Annotated in this window: 12 protein-coding genes; 5 read left to right on the top strand and 7 right to left on the bottom strand. The window is 46.2% G+C overall.

Features of this window, described 5'->3' with window-relative positions; all coding sequences use genetic code 11:
- Nucleotides 1–6: 6 nt before the first annotated feature.
- Genes FOT42_RS11980 through FOT42_RS11970 form a run of 3 tightly spaced genes read right to left on the bottom strand, consistent with a single transcriptional unit; the run spans nucleotide 7 to nucleotide 4,514 of the window.
- Entirely contained in the window at nucleotides 7–1,659 is a 1,653-nt protein-coding gene (locus tag FOT42_RS11980; RefSeq protein WP_151890801.1) for a sodium:solute symporter, read from the bottom strand.
- Nucleotides 1,660–1,690: 31 nt separating this feature from the next.
- Nucleotides 1,691–3,016 carry a xylose isomerase gene (xylA, locus tag FOT42_RS11975; protein WP_151890800.1) on the bottom strand — a complete coding sequence of 442 codons (1,326 nt, stop codon included), beginning with the start codon at nucleotides 3,014–3,016 and terminating at the stop codon, nucleotides 1,691–1,693.
- Between the two features lie 13 nt (nucleotides 3,017–3,029).
- The gene (locus tag FOT42_RS11970; protein WP_151890799.1) at nucleotides 3,030–4,514 is read right to left on the bottom strand and encodes a xylulokinase; all 1,485 of its coding nucleotides are present in this window, start codon (nucleotides 4,512–4,514) and stop codon (nucleotides 3,030–3,032) included.
- 300 nt (nucleotides 4,515–4,814) lie between these two features.
- Between FOT42_RS11970 and FOT42_RS11965 the strand changes: the two genes are divergently transcribed.
- On the top strand, nucleotides 4,815–5,870 hold the full coding sequence (locus FOT42_RS11965) for a LacI family DNA-binding transcriptional regulator (protein ID WP_151890798.1): 1,056 nt from the start codon (nucleotides 4,815–4,817) through the stop codon (nucleotides 5,868–5,870).
- Nucleotides 5,871–5,928: 58 nt separating this feature from the next.
- On the opposite strand, the gene uxaC is transcribed toward FOT42_RS11965, so the two are convergent.
- Nucleotides 5,929–7,359, bottom strand: coding sequence for a glucuronate isomerase (uxaC, locus tag FOT42_RS11960; protein ID WP_151890797.1), 1,431 nt, complete (start codon nucleotides 7,357–7,359; stop codon nucleotides 5,929–5,931).
- Nucleotides 7,360–7,623: 264 nt separating this feature from the next.
- Here uxaC and FOT42_RS11955 point away from each other — a divergent pair, with 264 nt between their 5' ends.
- The 4 genes from FOT42_RS11955 to FOT42_RS11940 are packed head-to-tail and all read left to right on the top strand — an operon-like array spanning nucleotide 7,624 to nucleotide 13,440.
- Entirely contained in the window at nucleotides 7,624–9,804 is a 2,181-nt protein-coding gene (locus FOT42_RS11955) for an alpha-glucuronidase family glycosyl hydrolase (protein ID WP_226789882.1), read from the top strand.
- 17 nt (nucleotides 9,805–9,821) lie between these two features.
- Nucleotides 9,822–10,562, top strand: coding sequence for an SDR family NAD(P)-dependent oxidoreductase (locus FOT42_RS11950; RefSeq protein WP_151890796.1), 741 nt, complete (start codon nucleotides 9,822–9,824; stop codon nucleotides 10,560–10,562).
- 26 nt (nucleotides 10,563–10,588) lie between these two features.
- On the top strand, nucleotides 10,589–11,761 hold the full coding sequence (gene uxuA, locus FOT42_RS11945) for a mannonate dehydratase (RefSeq protein WP_192938387.1): 1,173 nt from the start codon (nucleotides 10,589–10,591) through the stop codon (nucleotides 11,759–11,761).
- Nucleotides 11,758–13,440: a glycoside hydrolase family 43 protein gene (locus FOT42_RS11940; protein ID WP_151890795.1), complete on the top strand. Its 1,683-nt coding sequence runs from the start codon at nucleotides 11,758–11,760 to the stop codon at nucleotides 13,438–13,440. The genes uxuA and FOT42_RS11940 overlap by 4 nt, the downstream gene beginning before the upstream one ends.
- A gap of 88 nt (nucleotides 13,441–13,528) precedes the next feature.
- Here the strand turns inward: FOT42_RS11940 and FOT42_RS11935 are convergent, their stop codons facing one another.
- The 3 genes from FOT42_RS11935 to FOT42_RS11925 are packed head-to-tail and all read right to left on the bottom strand — an operon-like array spanning nucleotide 13,529 to nucleotide 19,653.
- Nucleotides 13,529–15,490 (bottom strand): sialate O-acetylesterase, encoded by a 1,962-nt coding sequence (locus FOT42_RS11935; RefSeq protein ID WP_226789881.1) that lies wholly within the window; start codon nucleotides 15,488–15,490, stop codon nucleotides 13,529–13,531.
- A 35-nt stretch (nucleotides 15,491–15,525) separates the two neighbouring features.
- Complete coding sequence (locus FOT42_RS11930; RefSeq protein ID WP_151890794.1) at nucleotides 15,526–18,510, bottom strand: glycosyl hydrolase 115 family protein; 2,985 nt, start codon at nucleotides 18,508–18,510, stop codon at nucleotides 15,526–15,528.
- A 27-nt stretch (nucleotides 18,511–18,537) separates the two neighbouring features.
- A complete protein-coding gene (locus FOT42_RS11925) occupies nucleotides 18,538–19,653 on the bottom strand; it encodes an endo-1,4-beta-xylanase (protein WP_151890793.1) in 1,116 nt (371 codons plus the stop codon).
- Nucleotides 19,654–19,817 lie beyond the last annotated feature (164 nt).

The raw sequence follows: 19,817 nt of genomic DNA, 5'->3' as shown, positions 1-19,817 counted from the left end.
TGTGCCCTATCCTGTGAAATAAGATAGTATAACAATTACTATGATCACCAACAATACCGAGAGAACGACATCAACAGTGCTGTAACTTCCCTTAGTGGCCGCTTTGTCATCTGCGGACAATGTGCCCATGGAAAGCCCTTTGATCTTTATATAATCGGGAGGTGAGGTGGCCAAAGTGACCGAAATACATAAGATTACGGAAAATAGGAACATAAAAATGGCCATATGGGCAAAGTTCACCGTTGCGAACTGGAAAAGGAAACCGGTCACTTCTGCATTGGAGGCAATTTGCGGTTGATAATAAATTTCAGAACCCAACCGAAGGACTAAAAGTACCAACCCGGCTGTGAGCGTGGTTATGGCCGCTTTGGAATTGACCCGTTTCCAGAGGATGCCCAAGAGGAACACTGTGGTGACCGGAGGTGCAATATAGGATTGCACATTTTGCAAGTATTGGTACATGACCCCGCCACCTATCTTGTCCATAATCGGAATCCAGATGATTCCCAGGACCACAATGATACCAGTGGCCACCTTGCCAATGGTCAATAGTTCACGTTCGGTCTTTTCCGGACGTAGTTTTTTATAGATGTCAATGGTGAAAATGGTGGAACAGGAGTTGAACACTGATGCCAACGAACTCATTAGAGCAGCCATAAGCCCACCGGCCACCAAACCTTTCAAACCAACGGGGAGAAGGGTCTTTACCAGCATGGGGAATGCCCTATCGGCACGATCAACGTTAAAAACCTCTGGATTTTGGATGGTAAGGGCAAAGGCAATAATTCCTGGCACCAAAAAGATCAGGATGGGCATCAGTTTCAGATAGGCACCAAAAATGGCACCACGTCTTCCAATTTTAATGTTGTTCGCGGCCAAGGTACGCTGCACAATGTACTGGTCTGTACACCAGTACCAGATTCCCACAATGGTCCCACCGATCAAAAGGCCGGTCCATGGGAACTGGGGGTCGCTCATAGGGCGCCACATATTGAAATGATCTGGACTAACGGATGTCACCGTTTCCCTGAGTTGTTCCCACCCACCCACTTCTTGTAATCCCAGATAGGTGATGGTCAACGAACCCAAAATCAAGATCACGGTCTGTAAGGTCTCGGTGTAGATCACGGCTTTCATTCCACCGACGATGGTGTAGATCCCTGTAAAGACCACCACCCCGATGGCCCCATACCAAAAGGGGATGCCCAAAAGTTCCGAGACCACGATGCCGCCGGCATAGATAGTGACGGAAACCTTGGTCAATACATAAGCGACCAACGAAAAAATGGAAAGGAACCAACGGGAACGACTATCGAACCTCTTTTCAAGGAACTCAGGCATGGTGAATGCCCCGCTCCTGATATAGAAAGGAAGAAACAACCAACCCAGCAAGAGTACGATCCAGGCATGGAGCTCATAATGGGCCATGGGAGTACCCGATTCAAATCCGGTCCCGGCAAGTCCCACAACGTGTTCCGAGCCAATGTTCGATGCAAAGATGGAAGCCCCGATCACAAACCAGCCAACGTTCCTTCCCGCCAAAAAGTAATCCTCTGTGTCCTTGTTCTTTTGGAGGACCACCCATGCCGCCACTGCGATAAGGGCCAAGAAATAAATGCCGAGAACGATCCAATCCGGTCTTTCTAAAACTGATTCCATAGTTGTTTTGGTTTAGCTTGTTCGGGTATAATTATATGTATTGGTTGATTAAATTTTCAAACAATTCTTGCTTGCCACTACGCTTTTTGATATCCGGGTTGGAAGAGGCATGCGCATAGAGGTCCTCCAAAATAAGTCTTCCCTCTTCGAACGCTTTTCCGTTCCCAGAATCAAAAGAGGCATAACGATCGTTTCTCATACTGACATAGTTGGAATTTTCCAATATGGCATTTGCAGCCAGCAATGCCCTTGAAAATGCATCCATTCCGCCGATATGGGCATGGAAAATATCTTCCAGGTCCGTGGAATTTCTTCTGATCTTGGCGTCAAAATTGATTCCACCACCCTGAAAACCACCTGCTTGTAAGATGACCAGCATCGCTTGGGTGAGTTCATACACATCCACAGGGAATTGGTCAGTGTCCCATCCATTTTGATAATCGCCCCTATTGGCATCGATGCTTCCCAAGAGGTTATTGTCCGCGGCCACTTGGAGTTCGTGCTCAAAAGTGTGTTGGGCCAGTGTGGCATGGTTCACCTCGATATTCAGTTTGAAATCGTCCAAAAGATCATATTTGGTCAAGAAGCCGAGCACTGTCGCCGAATCAAAATCATATTGGTGCTTGGTGGGTTCCATCGGCTTTGGTTCGATGAAAAAAGTACCTTTGAAGCCTTGCTTTCTGGCATAGTCCTTCGCCATGTGCAGAAAACGGGCCATGTGGTCCAGTTCACGCCCCATGTCGGTGTTCAACAGGGACATATAACCCTCACGGCCTCCCCAGAAGACATAGTTTTCCCCACCTAGTTTGATGGTGGCGTCCAGGGCGTTTTTCACCTGTGCACCGGCAAAAGCGACCACATCAAAATCGGGGTTGGTCGCCGCACCGTTCATGTAACGGGGATTACTGAAACAATTGGCCGTTCCCCAGAGCAGTCTTACCCCAGAGGCCTTCATTTTTTCTTGGGCGTAATCTGTGATGAGGTCCAATCGTTTTTCAGATTCGGAAAGGGTAGCTCCTTCCGAGATCAAATCGAAATCATGGAAGCAGTAGTAGGGAGTCCCTATCTTTGTCATAAACTCAAAAGCGGCATCCATTTTGTCCTTGGCCTGTTGTATCGGGTCAGTGCTTATAAGCCACGGGAAATCTTGGGTAGGTGCACCAAAGGGATCTCCACCTGTTCCCGTGAAAGTATGCCAATAGGCTATGGCAAACCTGAAATGCTCCTTCATGGTCTTTCCTCCCACGGTTTTATTTTCTTCATAATACTTGAATGCCAGTGGATTATCGGATGACTTTCCCTCATATTGGATTTTTCCTATCCCTTTAAAATATTCTTTGTCTCCTATTGTGATCATGATTGTGGTTTGCTCAGTTATCAATATATTTTTTCAATTCTTTTTTCCATATTTGATAGGCTTCGTGATATGCATCGGATGCAGTCACAGGCTCATGGGTCATCTGTATGGCATCCGATGCCGTTGCCTCGCCAATGCTTTTGAAATCCCCATGGGCAAAGGCCGCCGCCCTCGCCGCCCCTACGGCCCCAGTGGTCTGCACAATGTCTATTTTACTGTTCGTCAGCGTTGCTATGGTCTGGGAGAGTAGCCCCGCCCTGAACAGATTATCGTTGCCCGCTTTGATGGAGGTGATATCCACACCGTCATTTTTAAGGATTTCCATGCCATACACAAAGGAAAAAGCAATGCCTTCCAGAACTGCCCTGAACAGATGGGGGGCTTTGTGCACATTGAAATTGAGGTTCAACATCCGTGAGCCTTTGTTGCAATTTTCCAGCATTCGTTCCGCTCCGTTGCCAAAAGGTAAAATCTGGAGCCCTTCGGAGCCCACTGGTATGGATTCCGCTAACTGGTTCATATGGTCATAAGAAAGGCCATGGGTGAGCTCGTTCTTGATCCAACTGTACTGGATTCCAGTGCCGTTGATGCAGAGCAACTTGCCAATACTTGGATTCTTGGCGGTATGATTGGTGTGGGCAAAACTGTTGATGCGTGTGTGTTCCCTTGTCTTTTCTTGTCCCGATATGGCATAGACCACTCCGGAAGTACCCCCGGTGGCAGCTATTTGGCCAGGTTCCATTACATTGAGCGAGAGGGCATTGTTGGGTTGGTCCCCTGCCCGGTACATGATGGGAATGCCTTCGGGGAGACCGGATTCCTCCGCTCCCTCTTTGTTAACAAAGCCTTGTTCCGAAAAGGAGGGACGTATTTCGGAAACCATTCGCGGATCAATGTCTGCATCTTCCAGAAGCCACTCGGCCAGTTGGTTCTTTTTAAAGTCCCACATAATACCTTCGGACAGTCCAGAAGGGGTGGTCACACACTCTCCGGATAACTTTAGGGCGATATAATCTCCGGGCAACATGAATTTGTGGATTTTTCCATAGACCTCAGGCTCGTTGTCCTTCACCCATTTGAGTTTGGAAAGGGTAAAGTTGCCCGGTGCATTGAGCAAATGCTCCACACATTTTGCTTTGCCAGCTTTTTGGAACAGTTGCTCCCCGGTTTCCACGGCCCTACTATCACACCAGATAATGGAAGGCCTTAGCGGCTTTAGATCTTTGCCCACAGTGACCAAACCATGCATTTGATACGAGATACCGATACCCTTGATTTCCTTTTTTGAAATAGGGTTGTTACTAATCAGTTCTTGTGTGGCTGTGCACAGATGTTTCCACCAAAGTTCCGGGTCCTGTTCGCCCCAACCCAAGTTGATGGAAACAATGGGCATTTCTTTTTTGGGTTGTTGTGCCATGTCCACCACGCTTCCATCCTCAGCATTTATCAAGGCAGCTTTTATGGACGAACTACCAATGTCGAATCCTATCCAATACATGAATTTTAATGATTAGAGTAATTTATATGCTTTCCAAATATAATCAACGGAATCGATTGCGTACCTTTATTTCCTTAAATTGTACAGAAAGGATAATTTTTTTTACAATACCGAACCTTTATTTTTTTCATTGGGGAAAATTAAGATGAAATATGTAAAAAACAAGGTATTATCCATTAATAAGTGTTTTTTCAACAATTTAAAAAAATTATTCTAAAAGGAAACTAAAAGTTAATTTAGTAAATTGAAATTCAAGCTTATCCCATTAACGGGCATAAAGAACCTAACGGTATTTGACAGATGAAGATTAAAAAGGAGGTTACCATCTACGATCTCGCCAAAGAATTGAACTATTCCCCTTCGACGATTTCCAGAGCTTTGAACAACCATAAGAGCATCAGTAAGAAAACCATCAAGCTGATCAAAGAGGCTGCGGCGGGTATGGGGTACCGCCCCAACAATTTAGCAGCAGGTCTCAGGAACAACAAGAGTAATACAATAGGTGTCCTCATCTCTCGGATAAACCGTCCATTTATGGCCTCCCTGATCAGCGGTATAGAGGAAACCGCTCGAAAGGCCGGGTACAATGTACTGATCAGCCAGTCCAACGATATGTATGAAAATGAGGTGAGCAATTGCAACGCATTATATGACAGCAGGATCACAGGGCTTATTGTTTCCCTATCCATGGAAACGGTGGACATGGCCCATTTCCAGAAGTTTATAGACCAAGGTATCCCCATTGTCTTTGTGGATAGGGTACCGGACAACTTCAATTCATACAAAGTGGTGATAGACAACTACACCGCGGGATATTCGGCCACCAAACATTTGATAGACCAAGGATGTACAAGGATTGCCCATTTTGCGGGCGCGCAACATAGGAACATCTACGAGGAAAGGAAAAAGGGCTATCTGGACGCTCTGAGAGAGTCTGGTCTACCCATCAGGGACGAACTGATCATCCATTTCAAGACCTTGAGTTTTGAGGAAGGGAACAAGGCCACCAAAAAGCTTTTAAAAATGCCCGAACCGCCCGATGGGATATTTTCTGCAAACGACACGGCAGCCGTGAGTGCCATTATGTGCGCAAAAAAAATGGGAGTGGAGGTTCCCCAAGAACTGGCCGTGATTGGGTTCAATGACGACCCGATAGCTTCAATCATGCAGCCTTCCCTGTCCACCGTATCGCACCCGGCCAGTAAAATGGGGGCCATTTCGGCCAAAAGAATCCTCAACCACTCCGGACAAAATTATGATGCCGACCTCACGGAGATAACGGTCCTTGGCACGGAGATCATTGTAAGGGACTCCTCGCTGAAAAGGACAAGGATGCTCCGATCCAAAACAAGCTGAACCAAGGCAGGACACTGCCATTTGGGATGGGGGAGTACCACTGCATTAAAAGATCCCATCAATTTTCCAAAGGAACCTGTTCCACATAATCTGGAAACTGGAAAAAATCCTTGGCATTGTTGTAGGTGATGTCCCTTACAATTTTCCCGATCCATTCCATATCATTCGGTAAAAGACCGGCCTTGATATCGTTGCCCAGTACATTGCAGAGGATCCTTCTGTAATATTCATGTCGTGGGAAGGATAGGAAACTCCTACTGTCCGTCAGCATCCCAACGGAACAGCTCAACAGTCCCATATTGGAAAGGGCGTTCAACTGATTGGTGATGCCATCCATCTGGTCCAAGAACCACCAAGCAGCCCCAAACTGTACCTTGCCCTTTATACCATCCCCGTTGAAGTTGCCCGCCATGGTAGCAAACAGTTCATTGTCGTTGGGGTTTGAGTTATAGAGCACGGTCTTTGGAAGATGGCCTTTGTTGTTCAGTCTGTTCAATAGACCGGCAAGCTGTTCGGCCTGTGGAAAATCACCGATGCTGTCCACTCCCGCATTGACGCCAACTTTAGATAAAATGGCTTCGTTGGTGTCCCGAATGGGACCCAAATGGAGTTGCATGGTCCATTTTTTTTCGGTGTAGAAGCCACCCAAAAGACCAAGAATGGCAGATTTGTATTGTGCCGTCTCTTTTTTCGAGATGGTCTTTCCCTTTAGACGGTCCGACAGAATGTTATTGATTTCCGCCTCGGTAAAATCCATGGCATAAGCGTGTGAAAGGCCATGGTCTGAAAGTCGGCAACCGTTATTATGAAAATATTCCACCCTTTTCTTGATGGCCAGCCCCAAAGTTTCAAAATCGGTGATTTTGATATCGGTTATCTTGGAAAGCGATGACAGGTAGTCGATAAATGCCGCACCTTCAATAGTAATCAGTCCGTCCGGCCTGAAAGTGGGGAGCACCTTCACGGGCCACCCCGATCCGGCAAGGTCCCTGTGATGGTCCAAGCTGTCCAAAGGGTCATCTGTAGTGCAGACCACCTCGACGTTCATCCTTTCTATCAAGCCACGAGCCGAATAATCCGCCGAATCTAGTTTGGCGTTACATTCTTCGTATATTTTTTCTGCAGTTTTGGGTCCCAAAAGGTCATGGACACCGAAATAACGGCCAAGTTCCAGATGGGTCCAGTGGTATAGGGGATTTCGAAGGGTATAGGGAACCGTTTCTGCCCATTTCTTGAATTTCTCACTGTCCGGCGCATCCCCTGTTATGTATTTTTCAGAAATGCCCAGGGCACGCATGGCCCTCCACTTATAATGGTCGCCGTCTATCCAAAGCTGGACCATGTTTTTAAACTTTTTGTCTTCCGCCAACTCACTTGGGGGTAGATGGGAGTGGTAATCTATGATGGGCTGTTTTTTTGCATGGACGTGATATAGTTCCTTGGCATGGTCGGTCTCCAACAAAAAATCGTCATGGATAAAGTTTTTCATAAGTCAGTCTCTAGGTCTGGGTAAAAGTATGGTGGTTGCGCCATGATATTATCATTCCCTGGTATTCTTGTTGAGGGGACTCGAAGGAGAGTTTTGGTATTTGGTTGTTTTTTATGCATTTATAATCCAATTTCCGCAAAAACTTTCATTTTCGGAATCGATTGCGTAATTATTTTGCAAATCTATAAATATTTTATTTATTTTACCGAGCGCAATTGGTTGATATATAAATTTATCAACTTCTCCATTATGAACTTTCAACTGATGAAACTTACCAAGAAAACAAGAGCGGCCTACTTAGTTGGTTTGTTGCTTTTGCTGTTCAATATGTCATTTTCCATGGACAATGGCTACAACCTTTGGTTGAATTACAGTAAAATCGATGATGCGTCCCTTTTGGAAACCTACAGGAACCAGTTGCAGACTGTGTTCGTAACGGATGGTGGGGCCACTATGGATGTCATCAAAAGGGAACTGGACAGGGGTCTGGGAGGGTTGTTGCAGCAAGAGGTAAGGTTTGAACCAAACCCTACCTTCCAAAATCAATTGATCGTTTCCCGATATGCAGAGCTTGGGGAGGACCTTCGGACTTTGGTCGACCCTGCCGATCTTACAAGTGAGGGTTATTTTATCAGAACCATTGAAAATAAAAAACATCGTATGGTGTTGATCACGGCCCAAACGGACATTGGACTGCTTTATGGGACCTTTCATTTTCTCCGTATCCTTCAAATGCACCAAGCATTGGATGGCCTACAAGTGATGGAGTCTCCCAAAGTGGATATCCGTATGCTGAACCATTGGGACAATCTCGACCGCACCGTTGAAAGAGGATATGCTGGGTTTTCCATCTGGAACTGGCATACGCTGCCCGATTACATAGACCAACGCTATATCGACTATGCCAGGGCCAATGCCTCAATAGGAATCAATGGCACGGCACTGACCAACGTCAATGCCAATGGGCTGGTCTTGACACCACATTATCTGGAAAAGGTCAAGGCTTTGGCCGATGTGTTCCGCCCCTATGGACTTAAGGTTTATCTCACCGCCCGTTTTTCCGCTCCCATTGAAATAGGTGGCCTGAAGACTGCCGATCCCTTAGATGCCGACGTGATCCAATGGTGGAAGGACAAGACCAAGGAAATTTATGACCTGATTCCTGATTTTGGGGGCTTTCTGGTCAAGGCAAACTCAGAGGGACAGCCTGGACCGCAAAATTACGGACGCACCCATTTGGATGGGGCCAACCTATTGGCAGATGCCCTAAAGCCTCATGAGGGAGTGGTCATCTGGCGCGCTTTTGTATATTCTGAACATGACGATACGGACCGGGCCAAACAAGCCTATAGTGAGTTTGTGCCCGATGATGGGAAGTATAGGGACAATGTACTGATCCAAGTAAAGAACGGTCCCATAGACTTCCAGCCGAGGGAGCCGTTTCACCCCATGTTCGGGGCCATGCCGAAGACGCCCCTAATGATGGAATTTCAAATTACAAAGGAATATTTGGGCTTTGCCACACACCTTGTCTATTTGCCCAAGCTTTTTGAAGAGGTACTCCGGAGCGATACCTATCAAAAAGGAAAAGGATCTACGGTTGCCAAGGTCGTCGATGGTTCCCTGAACCATAAAAAAGTGACGGGGATGGCAGGGGTTGCCAATATCGGGACCGATGCCAACTGGACGGGCCATCCTTTTGGGCAGGCCGATTGGTACGGCTTTGGGCGGTTGGCATGGGATCCATACCTTGATTCGGGGACCATTGCGGAGGAATGGCTGCGCTGCACCTTCACCAACAACGAAAATTTTGTGGGGCCCGTGAAGAAAATGATGTTGGAATCCAGGGAAGCCGTGGTCAACTACATGAACCCGTTGGGATTGCACCATATGTTTGATACGGGCCACCATTATGGCCCTGGACCTTGGGTGGACAATCTTTCCAGACCGGAATGGAATCCTGTATACTATCATAAAGCAGATGATGAAGGCATTGGTTTTGACAGGACCAAGACAGGCAGCGATGCCCTGTCCCAATACGCACCTGAACTAGGGGAGAAATTTGGCAACTTGGAAACGTGTCCCGAGGAATACCTCTTGTGGTTCCATCACTTGCCATGGGATTACCAGCTAAAGAATGGAAGAACACTTTGGGATGGTTTGGGGATCAAATACCAGCAAGGAGTGGATCAAGTCGGGGATATGATAAAAACTTGGGAGGACATGAAGCCCTTTGTGGATGAATATAGGCACAATCAAGTAAGCATGTTATTGGGTATACAGCTCAAGGAGGCCAAATGGTGGCGGGATGCCTGCATGCTGTATTTTCAAACATACTCAAAAATGGATTTTCCAAAGGAAATGGAAAAGCCGGAGAATACCCTCGAACATTACAAATCGTTACAATTTCCATTCGCTCCGGGGATCCGGCCCACATGGAATTAATTTTCAGAGAAAAATTGATGGACAAAAAAATAGCCATAGTTACAGGGGGCAACTCAGGATTGGGCCTTGCCACTGCCAAAAAGTTTTGTGAAAAAGGCATAAGGACATATATTTTGGGAAGGAACAGGGAAAAAACAGAGCAGGCCTGCGCCGAAATAGGCCCCAATGCCGTTCCCGTCATCATGGACCTGACCCATTTTGAAAGGATTCCGGCCATGGTCGATGATATTTTCAAGAAAGAGGGGCAGATAGACATTTTGGTCAACAATGCGGGCATCAATATGAAAAAAGACTTTGTGGAGGTGACCGATGCTGAGTTTGAAGAAGTAATGCGGACCAATGTGTCCAGTGTTTTTGCCATCAGTAGGGAAGTGGTCAAAAAAATGAAGCAAAGCAATGGCGGGAGCATCATCAACATCAGTTCCATGGCGGCACAGTACGGCATGCCCAAAGTGATCGCCTATTCGGCCAGCAAGACCGCCATAGAGGGTATGACCCGGGCCATGGCCGTAGAACTTGCTGAACATGGGATACGGGTCAACTGCATCGCACCAGGTTTCATCAAGACCAAAATGACAGCCAAGGCCCTCGACTCCGATCTGGAACGGAAGGCCAAGGTCTTCTCACGAACGCCCATGGGCAAAATGGGCATGCCTGAGGATATTGCGGATGCCGTTTATTTTTTCGCTTCGGACGCATCAAAATTTGCAACAGGGACCGTACTCCCCATTGACGGCGGCAATAGTATAGGATTTTGAGCACAGAGGAACAACATATGATCAAAATGCAACAGACCATGCGATGGTATGGTCCCCAGGATGGGGTATCCCTTAGGGATATCAGGGAATCCGGTGTCACGGGAATTGTTACGGCCTTGCACCAAATTCCGGTGGGAGAAGTTTGGGAGGTGAAAGATATCCAAGAACGGCAACTAATCATCCGGAGCGAAGGTATGGAATGGGTTGTGGTTGAGAGTTTGCCCGTTCATGAAGATATCAAAAGGCGAGGGGGAGACCACGGGCAATACATTTTGAACTATAAAAAGAGCTTGCGAAACTTGGCCGAGTGTGGCATCAAGGTGGTCACTTACAACTTTATGCCCATTTTGGACTGGGTGCGCACGGACCATGCCTATACCAATCCCGATGGCACCAAGGCATTGTTGTTCGATGAGACGGCCTTTATATTTTTTGACGTGTATCTGTTGAAAAGACCTGGAGCAATCGATGGTTACACCAAGGAACAATTGGATGAGGCCAAGGCCTACGGAGACGCATTGGATGAGTTGGAAAAGGAAAAACTCTTCAAAAATGTGTTGTTGGGATTGCCCGGCAGCGATGAAAGCTTCACGCCTGAAAAGATTTTGGATATATTGAACGCTTATAAGGGCATCGATGATGAAGCCCTGAGAAGGAACTTGATCCATTTTCTTTCCGAGGTTGCTCCTGTGGCACAAGAACTTGGGTTAAAATTGGCCATACACCCCGATGACCCTCCTTTTTCGGTCCTGGGACTTCCTCGGGTAGTATCCACGGAAAAGGATATCGCAGAAATTTTATCGGCAGTTCCGGAAAACGCCAATGGACTTTGTTATTGTACTGGTTCTTTGGGTGCACAACCCAACAATAATTTGGTTCGGATTATAGATGAACACGGAGATCGCATCCATTTTTTGCATTTGCGGAATGTAAAGAGAGAGAATGGAAAACGGTTTAGGGAATCGGAGCATTTGAATGGGGACAATCCCATGGAAGAAATCATCGAAAAGCTCTTGCTGTTGATGAACAAGAACAAAACGGCACTTCCCATGAGACCCGACCACGGATTCCTGCACTCTTTTGAGGGCAAGGAAAAGTACCCAGGCTATTCGCTGATCGGAAGACTTAAGGGTTTGGCCGAAATACGAGGATTGGAACTTGGAATTTCCTATAAATTGAAACCATCAAAAGCAAAATGAAAAAAATAGTTTTACTCCCGCTGGTCTTACTGCTATTTCTAAGCCCCAAGTACACAAAAGCCCAATCAACCACTATCGTAAATCCTATACTGACTGGATTCTACCCTGATCCCAGCATCGTAAAGGTCGATACTGACTATTATTTGATCAATTCCACTTTTTCCTACTTTCCGGGTATTCCGGTCATGCACAGTAAGGACCTCAAAAACTGGAAGCAGGTTGGTAACGTTATCCATCGTCCATCGCAAATGGATTTTATGGGTGAGCGGATGACCCGGGGATTGTTTGCCCCCGCCATTAGTTATTACAAAGGGATATTTTATGTGAGTTGCACAGATATCGATAATATGGGCAATTTTGTGGTCACGGCGACAGACCCTGTTGGACCGTGGAGCGACCCTGTACAACTTCCCGAAGTCAGGGGAATCGATCCTTCTATCTATTTTGATAAGGAAAACGACAAGGCATACATCCTTTATAATAGCGATGCTCCAGATAATAAACCATTATATTCTGGGCATAGGACCATCAGGATGTATGAGTTTGACTATAAAAACCTGAAAGTTGTTGGTGAGGAAACGCAATTGGTGAACGGGGGAGTGGACATTTCGCAAAAACCGGTTTGGATAGAAGGTCCGCACATTTGGAAAAGAAACGGCTGGTATTATCTGTACGCGGCAGAAGGAGGAACATCGGTCAATCATTCCGAAGTGGTTTTCAGGAGCAAATCTCCAAAAGGCCCTTATGTGGCCTACGAGAACAATCCCATCCTTACCCAAAGGCATTTGCCTGAAGACAGGGAAAACCCCATCACATCCACGGGTCATGCCCAATTTGTGGAAGGACCAGATGGAAAAACCTATTCCATTTTTTTGGCCGTAAGGCCCTATGAAGGGGATTATTACAACACCGGGCGCGAAACATTTATTGCTCCCATCGAATGGAAGAACGACTGGCCCCATTTTGATTTGGGCGGAGAAGAAGTAAAATACGCCTATGAGGGCGATTATAAGGAAATACTGCAGGAAGGAGCTTTGCCCCAGTCTGGAAATTTTGAGTACACCTTGGACCTTAAAAAAGGCCTGGACCCTTCAATGCTCTTTATGCGAACGGTGGACAGCAGTTCTTTTTCCATTTCAAAAAAACATGGATTGGTCCTAAAGCTAAAACCAGAGACCATTGCGGAGTATGGTAACCCTTCCTTTGTGGGAAAACGGCAGCAACACCTCTACAGTAGAGCAGAGACGGAAATGCAATTTAGGGCGCAAAGCGAAAGTGAAAAAGCAGGTTTGGTGGCCTTTCAAAACGAAGAACACTTTTATTTTTTGGCCCTATCCCAAAAAGAAGGTCAGCGGGTCATCCAACTGTACAAAAGCAATCCTGATGGAGGAGAAATGGAAGAGCTGGCTGCAGTTCCCTTAAAAGGACAAAATGATGAGATTAAACTGGCCATTGAGTCAAAAGGAGATGTGTATAGTTTCCAATATTCCATAAATGGAAAGGACTGGCAGTTGGTCAAAGATGATGTGGATGCCAAATTTCTAAGTACCAAGGAAGCCGGCGGATTTATCGGCTGCTTGTATGGGATGTATGCCACTTCATCAGGAGAAAAAGCGAATAACTCAGCTTCATTCGAATATTTGAAATATACCGGAAACGATCCTGTTTTTAGGGATTGATTCAATAACCGCCAGCATTTTTCAATAAAAGAAAGAGGGGAAATCGACATCGAATTCCCCTTTTTGTTTTTAGCCTTCGGTAGGTAATTTACTCCGTACGGAATGGTGATGCAGGAAGTCCTTCTTCGTTATATAGATTTGGATTGTCCGGATTATCAGCCCACGCATAGCGCACATGTTTTGGGTTGGGCACCTCATCACTCCAAACGATGACCTTGTTTCCTTCAATTTTTGCATCGGCCCACACAAACTTTTTATCTTCCCCTGCAATCTCAAAACTGCTTAACGCTTCTCCATCATTTGTAATCAATCCGCCGCCCATATGGGAAAAGGAAATGATGATTTTATCTCCGTCTATCTGGGAAGCTTCATAAAGTGGTCCTGAATACACTAGATCTTCACCATAGGCAATCTTTTTGGCCGCCAAGGCCATTCGTTCCCCCACATCTTTTTTGTTGTCCGGATGGATATCGTTCCATTCCCCCAAATCAATATTTACGGTCATTGCGGTGTTGGGGTCGCCCAACGCTTTAAGCTGTGCTTCCCTAAGTTCGGCCCAATTGCTCTCCGTTGGGGAGTAGGTCACATCCCCAAAATTGGGCAGCTGTGCATAGATAAAGGGCAGCTCGGGATCTTTGTAAATTCCTCTCCACCCATTGATCAAGGCATGCATAAGATCTAAATATTCTTCAGGTTTACCAGCATTGCTTTCCCCTTGGTACCACAACACTCCTTTTATGGGAAGCTGAATATAGGGCGCCACCATACCATTGTACAAGGCCGTGGGCTCATTCTGGGGGTTTACGGTCCTTTCGCGGGGCTCTTCCTCCTCATTTCTTGAAAAAGAAGAGAAATCAATGGGAGGGAACACTTCTCCCACCTTATACTGCCAATATCCTTTTAGGTCGACGGTATCCTTGTCCGTAAAAATATAATAAGGTTTGTCCGGCACAAAACCACCTTTTCCAAAATTATTGGTCACCCGGATGACAAAAATGTTCTTGCCGGCTTTTAAGAGGTCTGCGGGCACGTCATATCTTCTTTGGGGATATTGGTAGGTGGTATTTCCCACTTTTTTTCCGTTGATGTAGAGTTCATCCGCATCCACAATCCTGCCCAAAAAGACAGTGGCCTCTTGGCCGGACATGGAGGGGGGCAGCACAATTTCCTTTCGGTACCAGACCACCCCATTGAGGTCTCTGGCCCCTTGATCTTCCCAATACCCTGGAATGTTGATCCTGCGCCAGTTTTTGGGCGTGAAGTTCACCTCATACCAAGGGATTTCTCCAGTAAGTCCTTTGTCCGAAGGTTCCTTGGCCCCCTGATTTCCTGAAAAGCCCCTTCTAACATGGCTGTTCACAAAAGCAGTATCCTTGTTTTCTTCTATGATTTTTAATTTTTCAGGGAATCCTTGATAACCCTGCTCATTTATCCACGCTTCTATGGGCGTACCGCCAACGCTGGCATTGATCAATCCGATGGGAACCTGATATTTTTCATACAATTTGAGTGCAAAAAAGTAGGCAACGGCAGAAAAAGGTCGGACTTCATCGGACACAGCAGCCTTCCAAGTCCCACCATCCAAATCCTTGCTGGGTCCCTGCAAGTCTGTTTTTGTGGGCACTTTAAAATGCCGTATTTCTGGATAATTGGCATTGGAAATATCCTTGGCGTAGGTAACATCATGGATATTCATTTGGTGCACCATGTTGGATTGCCCGGAACACAACCATACATCCCCGATCAAGATATCCTTTAGTAGAATATCGTTTTTACCTGAAATCTTGAGTGTATGGGGGCCACCTGCCTTCATTTTGGGAAATTCCACACTCCAATTTCCTTCTGCTGAGGCAGTCGCTTTTCGTTGCTTGCCATTAAAAGTAGCCGTTACCTGCTCTCCTGCGGATGCCCATCCCCAGATAATGATGTTTGCATTGCGCTGCAAGACCATACTATCTCGAATGATTTCTGGGAGTGTTACTTGGGCCATTCCGGCTGTGGCCGTGAACACCAGTAGGATGAATGTTATTAAAAATTGCCTGTTTTTCACAATGATGGGTTTACGGTATGGTTTAATTTAAAAAATCATTTAATGATCTTGCTTTCTGGTGGACCCAAATAGTTCTCTGCATTGACGCCTTCTTTTTGCAACACGATTTTTTGCAACACCACCCCGGGATCAACGGCCCAATACTTTATGGTGTGGGCCCCTGCGGACAATTCTTTTTCAAGAACGGTCTGTTTCATGATGTTGTCCTTTACCGCTTCGTTCCACCAAGTCGGGTAGGTCCAATCCGCTGCTGTGGCATCTTTGTGCAAATTTATCATTTGGGGTGTATCGCCATCAATGGAAACGGCATAGATCAGGCCTTCATCTTTCTGGAAATTAAGAGTTGGCGAAAAATAGGTCGTCAAGTTATAGGTTCCTCCATCCAAAAGATAGACTCCATATTCCAAATAAGGGCCATTTTCGCTTGGATTTTGTTTGGATGCGGTCACGGGCATGGAAGTTATCGCCGATCCTGTGCGTCCCAAATTGGGTATGACCTGCCATGAGACGTTATCCGTTTCCTTGGTATTTTGATAGTTCACCGCATCAATACTAACAATGCCATTGTTTTCCACAAAACCGGTTATCCCTTCGGGAATGTCATTTCGGATGGGGACGCTTACCTTTGTGCCTTCCTCCGCATTGGCGGCGCTGATGACAATTTCCCCGGAAACCTGTCCTTTTGGGGCTTTGTCCCAATCAATGCTCACATAGACCTTTTCCCCATATTGAACGGTTCCTCCCGCTGAGGACAATTTTATCCAATCGTTTTCTGTGGTAATGGTATAGGTCAACGCTTCTTTGCCCTTGTTGAAGATCTCTACATAATAGTTTTGATCGTTGATGGGGTCAAAAGTGGAAAAGCTGCGGCTGTTGAGCCCACTTGGGAGCCATCGGGACCTGCTGATGCCATTTTCTACCACATAACCCAAATTGGCTTCGGTGCCGGATTGGATATAGGACACCGCAGGCATTTTATTGTAAGCGGGATCACTCCAACTGATATGCCCCATGTGGGTCTGGGACATCATGTGGTTCCATTTGCCATTGGCCACAGAATCGTGATAATAGGTTGTGAATTCCGCGTCTTTATAGAACAGTTCTTTTGTTTTATCGGCATAGAAATTGGTCGAGGCCCGGTCTTGAAATCCGTATAACCTGTTCTTGCCAGCAGCTACATACATTTCGTTGAGGTTTGCACAAGCTTCCACCGGATATTGCACCAATTGGTAAAAAGCATCATACGCTTCCTTCGGCAATTGTTCCTTCACTTTTTTTACTCTTTCCACAAGGGAATTGTAATCTTCCACCATGTTTTCCGCTTCATTGAAGTTTTCAAGGCTGTAGGTGGTCGGTTCTATCAATTCCGGTTTTCTACGGGAATTGTATTTGGTGTACAATGCTATGATTTCTCCAATTTCTTTGGCATGTGTGGCTCCAAATTGATTTCGGGCCCATTCGGTATAATATTGAGGTAGCTTTTCCGCAGGAAAGGCCTCTGGGTTCCAAGCATACTCCAAAAAGAAACTGATGGGAAATTCCATGGGTTTGATATCGCCCACGTTCACCAACCAAATCTCATCCACACCGTAGGAGTAGGTGAGGTGCATTTGCTCCCATACACGCTCAATTTGGGTGGTGTTCAGCCATTTATAGCTTCGGGGTCCGCCGACAAAATCAAAGTGGTAGTACATGCCGTAACCTCCCTTGCGGGGCTCACTATCCAAAGCGGGCAAAACGCGTACCTGTCCCCAGTTGTCATCACAGAGCAATAGCGTCACATCGTCGGGAACCCGCATTCCCTTGTCATAATAATCCTGGACTTCTTTGTACAGTGCCCATACCTGAGGGGTCTCTTCAATGGGCCTGCCGGTGACTTCTTCAATAATCTCCCGCTGATCTTCCACTATTTTTTCGAGTAGGTCTATGTTGGTTCCTTCACTCATGGCTTCATCCCCATCTCCGCGCATGGCAAGGGTGACGACCTTTTCCTGTCCTTTTGTGCGTTCCATACCTTCTCGCCAGAATTCCCGGAGCTTTTCGGGGTTCTTTTCATAATCCCACGGACCTTCCCCATAACGGTCCCATTCCACATGGGAGCGCATCAGGGGTTCATGGTGCGATGTGGCCAAAACCACCCCCATTTCATCTGCCAAAGGGGCACTGGTCGGGTCGTCGTCCCAAAGCGACCTTCCCCACATGGCGGGCCACAGGTAATTGCCCTTCATCCGAAGGATGAGTTCAAACACCTTTTCATAAAATTGCTTGTTGAAGTCCCCGTATTTTTCTGTCACCCAACCGGATAGGGCCGGTGCTTCATCATTGATAAAGATGCCCCTGTATTTCACTTTGGGCTCGCCAAGGGTATAGGTTTCTGGTTTTGCATAGATGTTTTTGCGGACCTTTATGGGAACATCGGCCCACCAGTGCCAAGGAGAAACCCCCATTTTTTCCGAAAGGTCGAACATGCCAAAGATGGTGCCCCGCTTGTCGCTTCCAACGATGACCAGTGCATTTTCCACCCCATCCATGGGATTTTGAACCGGAATGATCAAAAACTGCTCCCATTTGCCGTCCAGTTCGGTGACATCAATTTTGCCTTCTTGGGCCAACTTATCGATCAAACTGCTTTTGCCCAGAGTCCCCACAATGATGAGGTTTTGTGTTTGGTGCGCTTCACCCACGATCAGTTCCGGTTCTTGCCCTGAGACATGGCCCAAATCTTTTTGAAACATTCCGGCTATTCGTAAAACACCGGGATGATCGGACTCACTGACTAAAATATTGGCAGGAACCCCGTTTTCAACCAATGTGAACCCACTTTTTGCCTTATCGGTTGTCAAGAATGAAGTTTCGGGAAAGGAATCTTCCGTAGGAAGGGTGTTTATTTTCTCCAAATTGTTCGTTTCACCGCCAGTTTGTTGTGTTGGTTCCCCTTTGCAGGATACGAACACTGGAATCAGCAACAATCCTGCTAAGCAATGGGATATGAAAAAACGGAAATCCGTGCTTGTTCTCATGGGTTTTGTATAAATATAAGGTGTATGTTAGTCTTCAACGGTTTGGATTACGGCGTGGTAGGCCTTTTTGGGTTTCATTTCCCGATTGAACAACAAGGTGTAGTCCGTTCTTCCACGGATGGGGAAGTTGTTTTTCCAGGATAGGCCGTCGTGTAATCCCCAAAAGGTGACCCTGCTGATTTTATCGGAATGTTTGTTGAAAAGTTCAAAGATTTCAGCATAGCGGTTTGCCAGTTGGGTCTGCACTGAATCGGGCAGGCTTTCTGGGTATGGATTCATGGTAGGGCTGTTTTCGAACCTTGTTGAAATATCCGCGGTTGACTTTTCCCAAGGGCTTGGCAAGACTGAAATGTCCAGTTCGGTGAACATCACTTTAACCCCGGTTGCCGCATACATTTCAATGGCAGTTTCAATTTCCTCGATGGAAGGTTCATTCAAACTCCAATGGGCCTGGACGCCCACACCGTCTATTTTGATTCCTTTGCTTTTTAGGTTTTTTACGATGCGGATGGCACCGTCTCTTTTGTCCGCATTGATCAAGTTGTAGTCGTTGTAATATAGCTCGGCCTCTGGGTCTGTATCGTGGGCAAACCGAAATGCATTTTCAATAAAGCTTTCCCCACCTATTTTAAAAAATGGGGATTTTCTGTAGGATCCATCTTCAGCCAAAGCTTCATTGACCACGTCCCAGCCTTTTATCTTTCCTTTGTACCTGCCTACAATAGTGGAAATATGGTTTTTTAGGCGGTTGGTCAGTTCGGCATTGTCAATGGTGTCCCCTTCAGCCGTTTTAAATACCCACGGGGCCAATTGGCTGTGCCATACAAGGGTGTGGCCCACCACAAACATATCATTGGCTTCTGCCAATTCCATCAATTTGTCGGACTGTTCAAAATTGAATTCGTCCTGTTTGGGGTGCAGATACATCCATTTCATGTCATTTTCTGCGGTCAATGCATTGAATTGCGATGTAATCAGGTCGATTTCTTCCTTGTTTGCTTGGTTTATTTGGGAGCGATTGATGGCAACGCCCATTAAAAATTTATCCTTGAACGCTTCTTTCAAGGAGTTTGTTTGCGCTTGCGTGGATTGATTACCTGCAAAGACGATTGCGGATAAAATCAGGATCAGGAATTTGTTCATGGTTTGTTTTTATGTGCATGTTTATAGATTAATCACGTTGATTTGTACTGAAAAACCCTCATTTTACCCTGTTCAGCATTTCCTTTGGTCAACAATCGATTTTGCATAATTGTTATAATAATCTCAGTAAATTAGCGATGGTAGTGATTTCCTTCAAAAATAAT

The sequence above is a fragment of the Flagellimonas hadalis genome (assembly GCF_007785775.2).
In the GTDB taxonomy this organism is placed as follows: domain Bacteria; phylum Bacteroidota; class Bacteroidia; order Flavobacteriales; family Flavobacteriaceae; genus Flagellimonas; species Flagellimonas hadalis.
The sequence above is the reverse complement of the archived record's forward strand: the minus strand, read 5'-3'. Positions and strand labels throughout refer to the sequence as shown.

What these genes read in the sequence shown, in the direction of transcription:
- FOT42_RS11980 (WP_151890801.1), bottom strand. Translation starts at nt 1,659, where the DNA reads ATGGAATCAGTTTTAGAAAGACCGGATTGGATCGTTCTCGGCATTTAT.
- xylA (WP_151890800.1), bottom strand. Translation starts at nt 3,016, where the DNA reads ATGATCACAATAGGAGACAAAGAATATTTTAAAGGGATAGGAAAAATC.
- FOT42_RS11970 (WP_151890799.1), bottom strand. Translation starts at nt 4,514, where the DNA reads ATGTATTGGATAGGATTCGACATTGGTAGTTCGTCCATAAAAGCTGCC.
- FOT42_RS11965 (WP_151890798.1), top strand. Translation starts at nt 4,815, where the DNA reads ATGAAGATTAAAAAGGAGGTTACCATCTACGATCTCGCCAAAGAATTG.
- uxaC (WP_151890797.1), bottom strand. Translation starts at nt 7,359, where the DNA reads ATGAAAAACTTTATCCATGACGATTTTTTGTTGGAGACCGACCATGCC.
- FOT42_RS11955 (WP_226789882.1), top strand. Translation starts at nt 7,624, where the DNA reads ATGAAACTTACCAAGAAAACAAGAGCGGCCTACTTAGTTGGTTTGTTG.
- FOT42_RS11950 (WP_151890796.1), top strand. Translation starts at nt 9,822, where the DNA reads ATGGACAAAAAAATAGCCATAGTTACAGGGGGCAACTCAGGATTGGGC.
- uxuA (WP_192938387.1), top strand. Translation starts at nt 10,589, where the DNA reads ATGCAACAGACCATGCGATGGTATGGTCCCCAGGATGGGGTATCCCTT.
- FOT42_RS11940 (WP_151890795.1), top strand. Translation starts at nt 11,758, where the DNA reads ATGAAAAAAATAGTTTTACTCCCGCTGGTCTTACTGCTATTTCTAAGC.
- FOT42_RS11930 (WP_151890794.1), bottom strand. Translation starts at nt 18,510, where the DNA reads ATGAGAACAAGCACGGATTTCCGTTTTTTCATATCCCATTGCTTAGCA.
- FOT42_RS11925 (WP_151890793.1), bottom strand. Translation starts at nt 19,653, where the DNA reads ATGAACAAATTCCTGATCCTGATTTTATCCGCAATCGTCTTTGCAGGT.